At 57.2% G+C, this 14,368-nt stretch carries 17 protein-coding genes; 6 read left to right on the forward strand and 11 right to left on the reverse strand.

From position 1 onward, the window contains the following. On the reverse strand, nt 1-887 hold an 887-nt coding region (locus ERD80_RS05820; RefSeq protein WP_211145568.1), incomplete at its 3' end, for an MFS transporter. A 291-nt stretch (nt 888-1,178) separates the two neighbouring features. Here ERD80_RS05820 and fpr point away from each other — a divergent pair. From fpr to tpiA, 3 genes are all read left to right on the forward strand, one after another. Next, a complete protein-coding gene (gene fpr, locus ERD80_RS05825) occupies nt 1,179-1,925 on the forward strand; it encodes a ferredoxin--NADP(+) reductase (RefSeq protein ID WP_136546184.1) in 747 nt (248 codons plus the stop codon). Between the two features lie 105 nt (nt 1,926-2,030). Beyond that, a complete protein-coding gene (locus ERD80_RS05830; RefSeq protein ID WP_058775487.1) occupies nt 2,031-2,621 on the forward strand; it encodes a YiiQ family protein in 591 nt (196 codons plus the stop codon). A 121-nt stretch (nt 2,622-2,742) separates the two neighbouring features. Further along, nucleotides 2,743-3,510, forward strand: coding sequence for a triose-phosphate isomerase (gene tpiA, locus ERD80_RS05835; RefSeq protein WP_031279624.1), 768 nt, complete (start codon nt 2,743-2,745; stop codon nt 3,508-3,510). A 67-nt stretch (nt 3,511-3,577) separates the two neighbouring features. Here tpiA and ERD80_RS05840 read toward each other — a convergent pair whose 3' ends face one another. From ERD80_RS05840 to cpxP, 5 genes are all read right to left on the reverse strand, one after another. Continuing rightward, nucleotides 3,578-4,333 (reverse strand): CDP-diacylglycerol diphosphatase, encoded by a 756-nt coding sequence (locus tag ERD80_RS05840; protein ID WP_104094243.1) that lies wholly within the window; start codon nt 4,331-4,333, stop codon nt 3,578-3,580. Nucleotides 4,334-4,460: 127 nt separating this feature from the next. Continuing rightward, the gene (locus ERD80_RS05845) at nt 4,461-5,450 is read right to left on the reverse strand and encodes a sulfate ABC transporter substrate-binding protein (protein WP_104094244.1); all 990 of its coding nucleotides are present in this window, start codon (nt 5,448-5,450) and stop codon (nt 4,461-4,463) included. A gap of 147 nt (nt 5,451-5,597) precedes the next feature. Next, nucleotides 5,598-6,560, reverse strand: a complete 963-nt coding sequence (pfkA, locus tag ERD80_RS05850) for a 6-phosphofructokinase (protein WP_021507047.1) — start codon at nt 6,558-6,560, stop codon at nt 5,598-5,600. Between the two features lie 207 nt (nt 6,561-6,767). Continuing rightward, the gene (gene fieF, locus ERD80_RS05855) at nt 6,768-7,670 is read right to left on the reverse strand and encodes a CDF family cation-efflux transporter FieF (RefSeq protein WP_058775485.1); all 903 of its coding nucleotides are present in this window, start codon (nt 7,668-7,670) and stop codon (nt 6,768-6,770) included. Between the two features lie 194 nt (nt 7,671-7,864). Further along, nucleotides 7,865-8,377, reverse strand: a complete 513-nt coding sequence (cpxP, locus tag ERD80_RS05860) for a cell-envelope stress modulator CpxP (RefSeq protein WP_021507049.1) — start codon at nt 8,375-8,377, stop codon at nt 7,865-7,867. A 150-nt stretch (nt 8,378-8,527) separates the two neighbouring features. Between cpxP and cpxR the strand changes: the two genes are divergently transcribed. The 3 genes from cpxR to trmL are packed head-to-tail and all read left to right on the forward strand — an operon-like array spanning nt 8,528 to nt 11,108. Continuing rightward, the gene (gene cpxR / locus ERD80_RS05865) at nt 8,528-9,226 is read left to right on the forward strand and encodes an envelope stress response regulator transcription factor CpxR (RefSeq protein ID WP_007885339.1); all 699 of its coding nucleotides are present in this window, start codon (nt 8,528-8,530) and stop codon (nt 9,224-9,226) included. After that, on the forward strand, nt 9,223-10,599 hold the full coding sequence (cpxA, locus tag ERD80_RS05870) for an envelope stress sensor histidine kinase CpxA (RefSeq protein WP_031279625.1): 1,377 nt from the start codon (nt 9,223-9,225) through the stop codon (nt 10,597-10,599). Before cpxR ends, cpxA begins: the two co-directional genes overlap by 4 nt. 35 nt (nt 10,600-10,634) lie before the next feature. Beyond that, nucleotides 10,635-11,108: a tRNA (uridine(34)/cytosine(34)/5-carboxymethylaminomethyluridine(34)-2'-O)-methyltransferase TrmL gene (gene trmL / locus ERD80_RS05875; RefSeq protein WP_058775484.1), complete on the forward strand. Its 474-nt coding sequence runs from the start codon at nt 10,635-10,637 to the stop codon at nt 11,106-11,108. Here trmL and cysE read toward each other — a convergent pair. The 5 genes from cysE to ERD80_RS05900 all read right to left on the reverse strand — a co-directional run bounded on the left by cysE (nt 11,105) and on the right by ERD80_RS05900 (nt 14,218). Further along, nucleotides 11,105-11,920 carry a serine O-acetyltransferase gene (gene cysE / locus ERD80_RS05880; RefSeq protein ID WP_021507052.1) on the reverse strand — a complete coding sequence of 272 codons (816 nt, stop codon included), beginning with the start codon at nt 11,918-11,920 and terminating at the stop codon, nt 11,105-11,107. The two genes, trmL and cysE, sit on opposite strands and share 4 nt — an antisense overlap. A gap of 68 nt (nt 11,921-11,988) precedes the next feature. Further along, entirely contained in the window at nt 11,989-13,008 is a 1,020-nt protein-coding gene (gpsA, locus tag ERD80_RS05885) for an NAD(P)H-dependent glycerol-3-phosphate dehydrogenase (protein ID WP_136546186.1), read from the reverse strand. Next, nucleotides 13,008-13,472 (reverse strand): protein-export chaperone SecB, encoded by a 465-nt coding sequence (gene secB / locus ERD80_RS05890; RefSeq protein ID WP_021507054.1) that lies wholly within the window; start codon nt 13,470-13,472, stop codon nt 13,008-13,010. The genes gpsA and secB overlap by 1 nt, the downstream gene beginning before the upstream one ends. Before the next feature lie 40 nt (nt 13,473-13,512). Then, nucleotides 13,513-13,767 (reverse strand): glutaredoxin 3, encoded by a 255-nt coding sequence (gene grxC / locus ERD80_RS05895; protein WP_010616518.1) that lies wholly within the window; start codon nt 13,765-13,767, stop codon nt 13,513-13,515. Between the two features lie 19 nt (nt 13,768-13,786). Next, complete coding sequence (locus ERD80_RS05900) at nt 13,787-14,218, reverse strand: rhodanese-like domain-containing protein (protein WP_021507055.1); 432 nt, start codon at nt 14,216-14,218, stop codon at nt 13,787-13,789. Between the last annotated feature and the right edge of the window lie 150 nt (nt 14,219-14,368).

Here is a 14,368-nt window from a genome sequence, read left to right on the forward strand (position 1 = left end):
CCAAACCACGCCGGCAGCCACATCAGCAGGCCCGCCAGCAGGCAGCTGTTCACGCCGTACCACATCAGCGTATGCCAGGATTTCTGCTCGCGGCCGGCAAACCAGGCACCGAAAAAGGCCGCCGGAATCGGCAGGATGAACAAAATACTCACCGTCAGCCCGTCGAGCCCCAGCACGCCCGCCATCAGTACGCCACAGCTGGCTTCAAATACCGCAATGCCTGCCAGCGCGCCGATCAGCAGTAGCAGATAACGCACAAAGTTGCCGTCGCTGAGCAGCGTGATGTAGCGGCGCAGAAACGGTGTCGCGGGCGCATCCACCGGACGGGTCTCCGGGAGCCAGCGGGCCATTGCCGCCGTTACGCCAACACACAGCAGCAGCAGGAAAGCAAAGCAGGCGTGCCAGCCAAACAGATGGGCCAGCAGCGCGCCGATTACCGGCGCCAGCAGCGGGCTGACCAGAATGCCCATGTTGAGCAGGCTGTTGGCCTGGCGCAGCGCAATGCCGGAGTAAAGATCGCGCGGCATGGTGCGCGCCATCACGCCAGCCACGCCGGTACCCAGTCCCTGCACCGCACTGCCCAGCACCAGCACACTCAGCGACGGCGCAAACAGGGCGATCAGCGCGCCCGCCGCGAAGATCGACATTCCCGAGAGGATCACCGGACGCCGGCCAATACTGTCCGACAGCGGCCCGTAGATCAGCTGCGATCCGCCGTAGGTCATCAGATAGGCCGCCATCACCTGCTGCATGGCGCCGCTGCGTACGTTAAGCGCCTCTGCCATGTTCGCCATGGCGGGCACATAGATGGTCTGCGCCATCTGCCCGACCGCCACCAGCACAATCAGCATGAACAGCAGGAAGCGGTTTTGCGTATTACTCATCATCATGGAACAAAATGTCTGCCTGAGAAACAAAGTAATGACAGCACTAAACAGGGCTGCCGGAGAGTTATGGCGGCAAAAATATCAGGAATTGCGCACAAAGCGAGAGGCGGGCGTAAAGAGGCAGCACAGGCACCGTCAAGCTTCTGTACCAGGCTGTAACGTGGCCGCTACAGTTGCTGATGTGTGCGGACGATTTGTCGCAGAGAGCCCTTTGACCGCTGCGGGGCTGGAAATCTGGTGCCGGGCTGACGAAGATAGAAAGAGACCAATTATCAATCATCAGGAGCGAACATGGCAGAGTGGGTCAATGCAGAAGTAAAAGAAGTGAAAAACTGGACCGACGCACTGTTCAGCCTGCGCGTCACGGCGCCCATCGACCCTTTTACCGCCGGCCAGTTTGCCAAGCTGGCGCTGGAAGTCGACGGCGAGCGCGTGCAGCGCGCCTACTCCTACGTCAACGCGCCGCACGATCCGCTGCTGGAGTTCTATCTGGTAACGGTGCCGGAAGGGAAGCTCAGCCCGCGTTTACAGGCGCTGCAGCCCGGCGATCAGGTGATGGTGACCAAAGAGGCGGCCGGTTTCTTTGTGCTGGATGAGATCCCCGACTGCCAGACGCTGTGGATGCTGGCGACCGGCACGGCGATCGGCCCGTATCTGTCGATTTTGCAACAGGGCGAAGGGCTGGAGCGCTTCGACAACATTGTGCTGGTGCACGCTGCGCGCTATGCCGCCGACCTGAGTTTTCTGCCGCTGATGCAGCAGCTACAGCAGCGTTATCAGGGCAAGCTGCACATTCAGACGGTGGTTAGCCGCGAGCAGATGCCCGGTTCACTGCATGGCCGCGTACCGCAGCTGATCGAGAGCGGAGAACTGGAAAACGCCGTGGGCCTGCCGATGCTCGCCGATACCAGCCACGTGATGCTGTGCGGTAACCCGCAAATGGTGCGCGATACCCAGCAATTGCTGAAAGATAGCCGCGATATGCGTAAGCATTTCAAACGTAAACCCGGCCACATGACCAGCGAGCATTACTGGTAATCGTGCCGGCAGCAAAATGTCAGATTTTTCCCGGCGCGGGTTTTGACTTTCAGCGGTAAAAACCGTTCTAATCGTGGGCTAAGTGAATGATTTAGGGCCGAAGCAATGAAGAATCTGCCAGTCGCGCTGCTGCTCAGCGTCGCACTGACATTTCCCGCCTGGGCGGAGGACGCGCCCGCGCAGGATCGCAACGATCACCTGCCTGCGGCGCCGTATCTGCTGGCGGGTGCGCCCACCTTTGATATGACCATCGCGCAGTTCCGCGAAAAGTATAACGCCGCCAATCCTGACCTCCCGCTGCAGGAGTATCGCGCCATCGATAACCGCGATGACAAGAGCCACCTGACACGTGCCGCCAGCAAAATCAGCGAAACGCTGTATGCCTCTACCGCGCTGGAACAGGGCACCGGCAAGATTAAAACGCTGCAGATTACCTGGCTGCCGGTGCCTGGCCCGGATATGAAAGCGGCACAGACACGCGCCATGGATTACATGACTGCGCTACTGCGCTTTTTTGTGCCCGGTTTGTCAGCGGATGAGGGACACAAGAAGCTCGACGGCCTGCTCAGCGCCGGCAAGGGCGCACGCTATTTTTCCCGCACTGAAGGTGCGCTGCGCTTTGTGGTTGCAGACAACGGCGACAAAGGGCTGACCTTCGCCGTTGAGCCCATCAAACTGGCGCTCGCTAGCCCCTGATCTCCCCGGCAAAAATGACGAAAAGCAAAGCCAGCGCCCCATTTGATCTCTATACTGTCTGGCAGACATCGCTGCCCCGATGGCAGCGCTATTTCATGAATCGCGTTATGCGGAGGAAAGAATGCGACATCCACTGGTTATGGGTAACTGGAAACTGAATGGCAGCAAGCACATGGCGGGCGAGCTGATTGAAGGCCTGCGCAAAGAGCTGTCAGGTGTGGAAGGCTGCGGTGTGGCGATTGCTCCGCCAGCGATCTATCTGGATCAGGCCAAACACGCCATTTCCGGCAGCCACATTGCGCTGGGTGCGCAGAACGTGGACGTGAACCTGTCTGGCGCTTTCACCGGTGAAACCTCTGCCGAGATGCTGAAAGACATCGGCGCGAAATACATCATCATCGGCCACTCTGAGCGCCGCACCTACCATAAAGAGAGCGACGAGTTCATCGCGAAGAAATTCGCCGTGCTGAAGGCCGCAGGCCTGGTACCGGTGCTGTGCATCGGTGAGACCGAAGCCGAGAACGAAGCCGGCAAAACTGAAGAAGTGTGCGCACGTCAGATCGACGCCGTGCTGGAAACCCAGGGCGCAGCGGCCTTCGAAGGCGCGGTTATCGCCTATGAGCCAGTCTGGGCCATCGGTACCGGCAAATCAGCGACCCCAGCGCAGGCGCAGGCAGTACACAAATTCATTCGTGATCACATCGCGAAGAAAGATGCCGCTATCGCTGAGCAGGTAATCATTCAGTACGGCGGTTCGGTTAACGACAAAAACGCCGCAGAACTGTTCACTCAGCCGGACATCGACGGCGCGCTGGTGGGCGGTGCGTCACTGAAGGCCGACGCTTTCGCGGTGATCGTCAAAGCCGCTGCAGCAGCCAAAAACGCGTAAGTTGCTGACGCAAAGAAAGGCGGCTGATAAGCCGCCTTTTTTATTGCCTGATCGGTCGCGACGCGACTTACTCCAGCAAACGGCACTGGTGATCCTGCAGTTCTTCCGCCGAACCGCGATTCAGCTTCAGCCAGTTGCGCTCCAGCGCCAGCAGCGCCAGGCGTCCATCCGGCAACCGGGCCAGCGCCAGCCCGTATTTGCCCATCTCACCGCGCGCATGCGGCACCTCCTCTGCCAGCCGGATAAACACGCTCTGCTGCGCCAGTTCGGCGGTGCTCAGCGTGCGAATCAGCCAGGTATGCCGCAGCAGCGTTGCCGTCTGCCACTGCGCATTCAGCTTCGGTGCCAGCGTATCCAGCTGCTGGCGCACATCCGGTCGCAGGCAGGAGATATGAATGTGCAGCTGATTCTGCGTACGACCATACTGCGCGTTGATGGCCAGCGACAGCACGCGGTCGTCGACAGGCGCACCGCGTTTCTGCGCCAGCAGGCGGCGCTGCTGCCAGGCGGCGGCAAACAGATTGGGTGTGGTGGGATCGAGAAGGATCGGGCTTTCCATGCCGGTGATTTTTGCTATCGGCATTAGCAGATATTGCAGTGGGCCATTCAGATCTTTGAGCGTGACGTAACCCTGCGCCAGATTGACCTGCTGACAGGGGGCAGGATTACCGCGTTGCGTCATGTCCGGTACGCACTTTTCGCTGACAATCTGCCACAGCGCATCGGCGTTTTTATGTAAATGCACCGCACCGGCGATCAGCCCGGCAATCAGAAGGATGAACGCGATAATCAGCAACGTAACACTACGGCGGCGCGCCTGCATGGCCAGATCCTCAGTGATGAGCTGTCAGCATCCTCACCTGTCGCCAGCGGAAAGTCACGGCTTTTTCCGCGCCGTAAAGCAAAACGGCCAGCGCAGGGCTGACCGTTTCGTCATGATGAAAACGCGGTTACGGTTTCATGACCTGATCGTAGCTGCCGCCATCGGCAAAGTGCGCTTTCTGCGCTTTGCTCCAGCCGCCGAACTTGTCATCGATGGTGAACAGCTTAACCGGCGCGAAGCTGCTGGCAAACTTCTTCGCCACCTCAGGATCGCGCGGACGATAATAGTTTTGTGCCGCGATGGTCTGGCCTTCCGGTGAGTAGAGATATTTCAGATACTCTTCTGCCACTTTACGCGTGCCCTGCTCATCCACCACTTTATCGACCACGGAGACCGTCGGTTCGGCAAGGATTGATTCGCTCGGCGTAACGATTTCAAACTTATCTTTGCCCAGCTTATCGACGGCCAGATAGGCTTCGTTTTCCCATGCAATCAGCACATCACCGATACCGCGCTCAACGAAGGTATTGGTCGCGCCACGTGCACCGGAATCCTGCACTTCAACGTTTTTGAATAGCGCCCGGACGTAAGCCAGCGCTTTGGCCTGGTCACCGTGGTTCTGGTCCAGCGCCCAGCCCCAGGCCGCCAGATAGTTCCAGCGTGCGCCGCCGGAGGTTTTCGGATTTGGCGTGATCACGGAAACGCCTGGCTTAATCAGATCTGGCCAGTCATGAATGCCTTTAGGATTGCCTTTGCGTACCAGGAACACGATGGTGGAAGTATAAGGTGCCGAGTTGTCCGGCAGACGCTTGATCCAGTTTTTATCGATACGACCACGGTCAGCAATAGCATCCACGTCGGACTGCAGCGCCAGCGTCACCACATCTGCGCGGATGCCATTGATCACGGACGTCGCCTGCTTACCCGAACCGCCGTGCGACTGGCGGATCACCACGTTATCGCCGGTTTCCTGCTTGTAGTGCGCGCTAAATGCTTTGTTGTACTGCTCGTACAGCTCACGGGTTGGATCGTAAGAGACGTTTAACAGCTGAATATCCTTTGCCAGAACACTGGTTGAAGCCAGTAACAGGGTGACACCAATACTCCACTTGTTCATTGCTTGCTCTCCCGAGATCGTTATAGAACAAGACTGACACAAAGCAATCCATGGATTAAAGAATTAAAAATAAACTGTTATAACTATGGAGAATATAGCAAGGCATAAAAAAGGGCGCGAAAGCGATCGCGCCCGATTTATCGTTGATTAGTAGAGTTTTTTCGCGGTATCCAGCCAGTCACGCTTGAACGGACGCTTCATGTTTTCGATAGCGTCGATGATGTCATGATGTACCATCTTCTCGTTCTGAATACCCACGCAGCGACCGCCGTAGCCCTGCAGCAGCAGCTCAATTGAATAAGCGCCCATGCGTGATGCCAGAATGCGGTCGTAAGCGCATGGCGCACCGCCGCGCTGGATGTGGCCGAGCACGGTGGCACGGGTTTCACGCTTGGTTTCCGCTTCAATAAAGTGCGCCAGATCGTCGATGTCACAGATGTGTTCGGTGATCGCCACGATGGCGTGTTTTTTACCTTTCGCAATGCCAGCCTGGATTTCTGCCACCAGCTCTTCGCGCGTGTAAGGGATTTCAGGCAGCACGATGAACTCACAGCCACCAGCGATGGCCGCCGCTAAGGTCAGGTCACCGCAGTAGCGGCCCATCACTTCTACGATGGAGATACGCTGATGCGAAGAAGAGGTGTCGCGCAGACGGTCAATCGCTTCAACCACGGTTTCCAGCGCGGTGAAATAACCGATGGTGTAATCGGTACCGGCGACGTCATTGTCGATGGTGCCCGGCAGGCCGATGCACGGGAAACCCATTTCGGTCAGGCGTTTGGCACCCATGTAAGAACCGTCACCGCCGATTACCACCAGCGCATCAATGCCGCGTTTTTTCATGTTTTCGATCGCGACCTGACGTACTTCTTCGTTGCGGAACTCCGGGAAACGCGCCGAGCCGAGGAAGGTGCCGCCGCGGTTAATCATGTCCGACACGCTGTAGCGGTCGAGGTTGATCATGCGGTCTTCGTACAAACCCAGATAGCCGTCATAGATACCAAAAACTTCAAGGCCTTCACTCAGCGCGGAACGGACAACTCCGCGAATGGCTGCGTTCATGCCTGGGGCGTCGCCGCCGCTGGTCAGTACTCCGATTTTTTTGATCATGACAACCTCTGGATTGTTCAAAACTAAGGATTATTCCTGCCTGTCGACCGGTGTGGACCAGCTCGCGATCGCACGGCTTAATAGTTGCAGATAGTATATCAAAGGCTTGATGCTGAATTGATTCAGGTCAGACAAGTTTTCGCTAATTTTTTACAGAGTTGTTAGCGTTACGTCATTTTTTTCACGCAATGCTATGTTTTATAACGGCTAAAACTGAAAAAAACCCTGCTGATTTTGCGGCACGACAGAACAGGGGTCCTGATGAATGATCACATCTGAGCCGGGAAATTTTTGCCGTAATGCCTGCTCAATTTGATCGGCCACCTGATGCGCCTGCACCAGCGGGAGATGATCGTCCATCTCCAGATGAAGCTGAATAAACCGCGTCGGGCCAGACTGCCGCGTACGTAACGCATGGGCACCGCGCACGCCGGGCCAGTGGCTTACCAGCGCGATAATCGCCTGTTTTTCCTGCTCCGGCAGCGCACGATCCAGCAGCGACTGCACCGCTTCATAGCCCATGCGCAGCGCGTTATAGAGGATATATACGCCGATGCCGAGCGCAAACAGCGCATCCGCACGCTTAAAACCATAACTGCTTAAGCCCAGCGCAACCAGAATGGCACCGTTCATCACCACATCCGACTGATAATGCAGCATGTCCGCGCGAATCGCCTGGCTGCGGGTACGCCGCACCACCCAGCGCTGAAAAGCGACCAGCACCAGCGTGGAGCTGAGGGCGATCAGCGTCACGACTACGCCAACCAGCGGCGCGCGCAGCGTTTCCGGCGTGGCCAGATGCTGTAGCCCGGTAAGAAACAAAAACAGCGCCGATCCGGAGATAAACATGCTTTGCGCCAGTGCCGCCAGCGATTCCGCTTTACCATGACCAAAGGTGTGATCGTCATCGGCAGGCTGCAATGAATAGCGCACCACCAGCAGATTGGTCAGTGACGCGGCGATATCGACCAGCGAATCCACCAGCGCCGCCAGCACGCTGACCGAACCGGTGTACCACCAGGCGAAAATTTTCACGATTAGCAACAGCGTTGCCAGCGTGGTCGCCGCCAGCGCCGCGCGGTTTACCAGTTTTGCGTAGGAAGGTTCCATGCCTTGCCTCGTCAGGCGCTGCAGCACGCCATGCAGTGGAAAATGGCTCAAGTTTATCACCGTCCCGTGCAGACTGCGTGACAGGATAGCGAAACGGATGCAGTTTGCCCGCGAATTCAGGGCAAAAAAAACCCCGCCATCATGGCGGGGAAGACAGGGATGGTGTCTATGGCAAGGAAAACAGGGATACTATGTTACTGGTTACTGCTGGTACTACTCACTGCTTGCAGCGGTGATGATGGCTGCAATCCGGAGAGCCGACGCGCTTCATTCAGGCGCCGCTCAAAATTCTTCTGCAATGTCGCTTGCTGTGCAGGCGTTAGCAGGTGATACATCTGATTACGAACCCGGGCCATCTCGATTTGCAGTTCTACCTGCTCGCGGGCCTGTTTCTCTGCCTGCTGGCGAATAGCCGATTCGTTAAATTTGTCTGCAATGACAAGGTCATGCATAGTTTCTATGTCCTGAACGCTTAACACCGGGCGTTCATGGCGCGCTTGCTGCATCAGGTCGCGCATCTGTTGCCGCTGTTGTTCAGTCAGCTCAATGCCATCGAACATGTGGCTTTGCGGATTTTGCGTCATACTGCCTGTCGTCAATCCGCCGTTATGATGCATCTCGTCAATCGTCGTCGTGTCTGCTGCTTCTGCGCTGGCGTGACTGAGAACCATCGCTGAGGCAAAGACGACGGCGGTTAAGTAGCGCATCGTTTACTCCCGGTTCGTTCCGTTTTGCGATTCAACGAGAGCTAGTGTACGGCGACAGCTGCAAACATCCGTCAGGGGGTGTAAAACTACGTAAAGCGTTGGATTGCCACTATAGGAACACGGTATTTTGCCTGCGGAGGGCAACAAAAAATGAATAAAATCCTGTTGGTTGATGACGACCGCGAATTGACTTCGCTGCTTAAAGAACTGCTTGAAATGGAAGGTTTTGAGGTGATTGTCGCCAGCGATGGCGAGCAGGCGCTCAATCTGCTGGACAACACCGTCGACCTGCTTTTGCTCGATGTCATGATGCCGAAGAAGAACGGTATCGACACGTTAAAAGAGCTACGCCAGCAACATCAAACCCCTGTCATCATGCTGACCGCCCGCGGTAGCGAGCTGGACCGCGTTCTGGGCCTGGAACTGGGCGCGGATGACTATCTGCCAAAGCCGTTCAACGATCGCGAACTGGTGGCGCGTATCCGTGCGATTCTGCGCCGTTCCAACTGGAGCGAACAGCAGCAACAGCACGATAACAGCTCACCGACGCTGGAAGTGGATTGCCTGCGCCTGAATCCGGGCCGTCAGGAAGCCAGCTTCGACAGCGAAACGCTGGATCTCACCGGCACCGAGTTCACCCTGCTCTACTTACTGGCGCAGCATCTTGGCCAGGTGGTGTCACGCGAGCATCTCAGCCAGGAAGTGCTGGGCAAGCGCCTGACGCCGTTTGACCGCGCCATCGATATGCACATCTCCAACCTGCGTCGTAAGCTGCCGGAACGTCGTGATGGTCATCCGTGGTTCAAAACTCTGCGCGGACGCGGCTATCTGATGGTTTCGGCATCATGATTGGAAGTTTGACCACCCGCATCTTCGCCATCTTCTGGCTCACCCTGGCGCTGGTGTTGATGCTGGTACTGATGGTGCCCAAACTCGATTCGCGCCAGATGACCTCGCTGATGGAGAGCGAACAGCGCCAGGGCACCATGATTGAGCAACACGTTGAGGCGGAGCTGTCACAGGATCCGCCCAACGACCTGATGTGGTGGCGCCGGCTGTTTCGCGCCATCGACAAATGGGCACCGCCCGGTCAGCGCCTGCTGCTGGTGACCAGCGAAGGACGGGTGATCGGTGCGCAGCACAATGAAATGCAGGTGATCCGTAACTTTATCGGCCAGTCCGATAATGCCGATCATCCGCAGAAGAAAAAGTATGGCCGCGTCGAGATGGTCGGCCCCTTCGCGGTGCGCGACGGCGAAGACAATTACCAGCTGTATCTGATCCGTCCCGCCACCAGTTCCCAGCTCGATTTCGTCAACCTGCTGTTTGACCGTCCTCTGCTGCTGCTCATCGTCACGATGTTAATCAGCTCACCGCTGCTGCTGTGGCTGGCGTGGAGCCTGGCGCGTCCGGCACGCAAACTAAAACATGCAGCGGATGAAGTGGCGAGCGGAAATTTGCGTCAGCATCCGGAACTGGAATCGGGCCCGCAGGAATTTCTCGCAGCCGGCTCCAGTTTCAACCAGATGGTGAGCGCGCTCGAACGCATGATGACGGCACAGCAGCGACTGCTGTCGGATATCAGCCATGAATTACGCACGCCGCTGACGCGTCTGCAGCTGGCGACTGCGCTACTGCGCCGGCGTCATGGCGAAGGCAAAGAACTGGAGCGTATTGAGACCGAAGCGCAGCGTCTGGACGGCATGATCAACGACTTGCTGGTACTGTCGCGCACCCAGCATAAGAACGCGCTGGTGAGCGAAGCGATGAAGGCCAACCAGCTGTGGAATGGCGTGCTGGAAGATGCCAAATTCGAAGCGGAGCAGATGGGTAAAACCATGGACGTGCCGTATCCGCCCGGTCCGTGGCCGCTGTACGGTAACCCGCACGCGCTGGAAAGCGCGCTGGAGAACATTGTGCGCAACGCGCTGCGCTATTCGCACACGCACATCAGCGTTAGCTTTGCCGTGGATATTCAGGGCATTACCGTGCACGTCGACGACGACGGTCCCGGCGTCAGCCCGGAAGATCGCGAGCAGATTTTCCGTCCGTTCTACCGCACCGATGAAGCGCGTGACCGTGAATCCGGCGGCACCGGGCTCGGGCTGGCGATTGTCGAAACCGCCGTGCAACAGCACCGCGGCTGGGTGAAAGCCGATGATAGCCCGTTAGGCGGTCTGCGCCTGACGCTGTGGCTGCCGCTGTACTCCGCCCGGCAATAATTTGCTATGCTGCGGCCCTCGTTTCCGGGGGCCTTATGCTAAACATCGTCTTATTTGAACCTGAAATCCCGCCAAATACCGGCAACATCATCCGCCTGTGCGCCAATACCGGCTTTCAGCTGCACCTGATTGAGCCGTTAGGCTTCGCCTGGGATGATAAACGCCTGCGCCGCGCCGGACTGGATTACCATGAATATACCGCGCTGAAAAAGCACGCCAGCTACGTCGCTTTTCTGGCGGCGGAAGCGCCACAGCGCTTATTCGCGCTGACCACCAAAGGCACACCGGCGCACAGCGCCGTCAGCTATCAGCCGGGCGACTATCTGCTGTTTGGCCCGGAGAGCCGTGGCTTACCGCCAGAAATTCTTAATGCGTTACCGGCAGAACAGAAGATCCGCATTCCGATGCGCGCGGAGAGCCGCAGCATGAACCTGTCGAATGCAGTTTCAGTGGTGGTGTATGAGGCGTGGCGCCAGCTGGATTATGCGGGCGCGCTGATCAAAGGCTAGATGCCGTCGCCGTACTCAAACCCGGCGCCGGTGAAATGCTGATCCATATCCATCGACGGTTTGTCGCTGGCTGGTTTACCGACAATGCGCGCCGGCACGCCGGCCGCCGTGGTATGGGGCGGCACCGGCTGCAAGACCACCGAACCGGCGCCGATTTTGGCACCGCGCCCGACTTCAATATTGCCAAGGATTTTGGCCCCCGCGCCAATCATCACCCCTTCACGGATCTTCGGATGGCGATCGCCGCTGGTTTTACCGGTACCGCCCAGCGTGACCGACTGCAGAATGGAGACGTCATTTTCCACCACAGCCGTTTCACCAATCACGATGCCGGTGGCGTGATCCAGCATGATGCCACGCCCGATGCGCGCCGCCGGATGAATATCCACGGCGAATGAGACCGAGATTTCGTTTTGCAGATACACCGCCAGCGCGCGCCGTCCCTCTTTCCACAGCCAGTGGCCAATACGGTACGCCTGCAGCGCGTGGAAACCTTTCAGATAGAGTAACGGCGTGGAATATTTGTCGACCGCCGGATCGCGCTGACGCACCGCCTGAATATCGTACGCGGCCGAGACAATCATCTCAGGATCCTGACGATAGGCTTCTTCAACAATTTCGCGGATGGCGATAGCGGGCATGATCGGGTTAGCGAGCTTGTTAGCCAGCATGTAGCTGAGCGCGCTGCCGAGATTTTCGTGCTTGAGCAAGGTCGCATGGTAAAAACTGGCCAGCATCGGTTCACAATCGGCCAGCGCTCTGGCTTCGGCTTTGATATGGTTCCAGACCAGTTCTAACTCTTCAGACGACATTGCTGTTTGCTCCCGATAAAAAAGCGCCCGATTAGGCGCTACAGGTGATAATGCTTAAGCGTCCTGCTTTAGCTTTGGCTGTTCTCGTCCTTCCTTGTACGACCAAGCAGGCTCAATGCTGCCTCTCGCGCCGATTTTTCGCAATATAATACCTGATAAATTTGCTCGGTTATTGGCATTTCCACGCCCACACGCGCAGCTAATGCTTTGACTTCTTTGGTATTTCTGTAGCCTTCTACAACTTGTCCGATAATGCGTTGCGCCTCATCCACGCTTTCGCCCTGCCCCAGCATCATGCCGAAACGGCGGTTGCGCGACTGATTATCGGTACAGGTCAGCACCAGATCGCCAAGACCCGCCATACCCATAAAGGTCGTCGGATCGGCACCCAGCGCAGCACCAAGACGGCTCATCTCCGCCAGACCGCGGGTGATGAGTGCCGTACGCGCGTTGGCGCCAAAGCCAATGCCGTCGGAGATTCCAGCACCAATCGCAATGACGTTTTTCACTGCGCCGCCCAGCTGCACGCCGATAAAGTCCGGATTGTTGTAAACGCGGAAGCTTTTGCCGCAGTGCAGCTTTTGCTGCAGATCGTCGGCAAACTGCGCGTCAGTGGCCGCCAGCGCAATCGCCGTCGGCAAACCGGCCGCCAGCTCTTTGGCAAAGGTCGGGCCGGAAATCACCGCCAGCGGAATGCTGTCGCCGAGGATTTCACGCGCCACATCCTGCAGCAGCCGTCCGGTCTCTTTTTCCAGTCCTTTGGTCGCCCAGACAATGCGTGAGTCGGCACGCAGCAGCGGTTTGAGCTGCATCAGCACGTCGCCGAACACATGGCTTGGCACCACCACCAGCAGATCGCGGCTGGCGCTGACGACGCGGGCCAGATCGGCTTCAGGAACGAGATTATCGGGGAAAGGAACATCGGGCAGGAAAGCGCTATTGCATCGGTCAGCCTGCAGCTGCGCCACGCTTTGCGGATTGTGGCCCCACAGCAGCACCGGGTGGCCATTACGGGCCAGCGTAATGGCCAGTGCGGTGCCGTACGAGCCGGCACCGATGACGCTAATCGAAGCGTTGAGTGTAGTCATCAGGCATCCTGACGTGGCGCTTCGCCTTCACCCTGCTGCTGCAGATAATTCATGAACAGCGCATCAAAGTTGACCGGCGCCAGATTGAGCTGAGGGAAGGTACCGCGTGACACCAGGCTGGTGACACATTCACGCGCATACGGGAACAGAATGTTCGGGCAGTAAGCGCCGAGGCAATGTGCCATCTGCGTGCCTTCGATACCGCTGATGGTGAAGATACCGGCCTGCTGTACTTCGCACAGGAACGCGGTGTCTTCGCCCACGGTGGCGGTGACAGTAACGCGCAGCACGACTTCATACACTTCATCCGCCAGCTGAGAAGAGGCGGTGTCCAGATCCAGCTTCACTTCCGGTTCCCACTCTTTCTGGAAAACCTGAGGTGCGTTTGGCGCTTCAAATGAGACGTCTTTGGTGTAAACGCGTTGAATCTGGAACTGCATTTCGTTGCTGCTATGCTCTGACATGTTACTGAATCCTTTAAGTGAAAATTGTCGGTCGAAAATGTTATGCGCGGAGCAAGGGATCGAGTCCCTGACGCCCGTCCAGCGCGTAGAGATCGTCACAGCCGCCAATGTGCTGCGCGTCAATAAAGATCTGTGGCACCGTGGTGCGGCCGCTGCGTTTGATCATCTCTTCGCGCTTTACCGCGTCCCCATCAATGGGAATCTCCTGGTATGACACGCCTTTTTGATCCAGCAACGCCTTCGCCCGGTGGCAGTAAGGACAGGTCACTTTGGTGTAAATCTCAACATTAGCCATGCGGTGATACCTCAGGAAGTTATTTACCGCGAACCAGCGGCAGGTTTTCGCCACTCCAGCCGCTCACACCATCTTTCAGCACGGTCACTTTGTCAAAACCCGCTGCGCTAAGGGTGGCTGCCGGTTCTGCGGCGCTCTGGCCGGTGGCACATACCACAATTATGGGCTGCGACTTGTGCTTTTCCAGCTCGCCGAAGCTGCCTTTTTTGATATCGGCTGCGGCGACGTTAATAGCCCCTGAAATGTGTCCTTTGCGATAGTCGTCGCGTGAACGAACGTCTACCACCACCGCGTCCTCTTTGTTGATCAGGTGGGTTGCTTCACCACGGCTGATGGTTTTTACCTTAGAGAACATACCTTTAACGGTGGTTACAATCACCAGAATAAGTAAAGCGACCCATGCCAGACTAAGGATGGGGTGATTGCTTGCAAACTGCATAATTTCTTGCATGAGGGGTAACGACTCCAGACCGGGGCTAATAAGCTAAAACAAGGGTTCTGAGTATACCTGCGCCACTTCGCATGTACAGTCGCGAAGCGGGCAGAGTTACGATTTGTGCGTCATTTTCCAAAAAAAGTGTTCTAATCGCAAAATTGAGAC

It is taken from the genome of Pantoea sp. R102, from assembly GCF_004916815.1.
Lineage (GTDB): Bacteria > Pseudomonadota > Gammaproteobacteria > Enterobacterales > Enterobacteriaceae > Pantoea > Pantoea dispersa.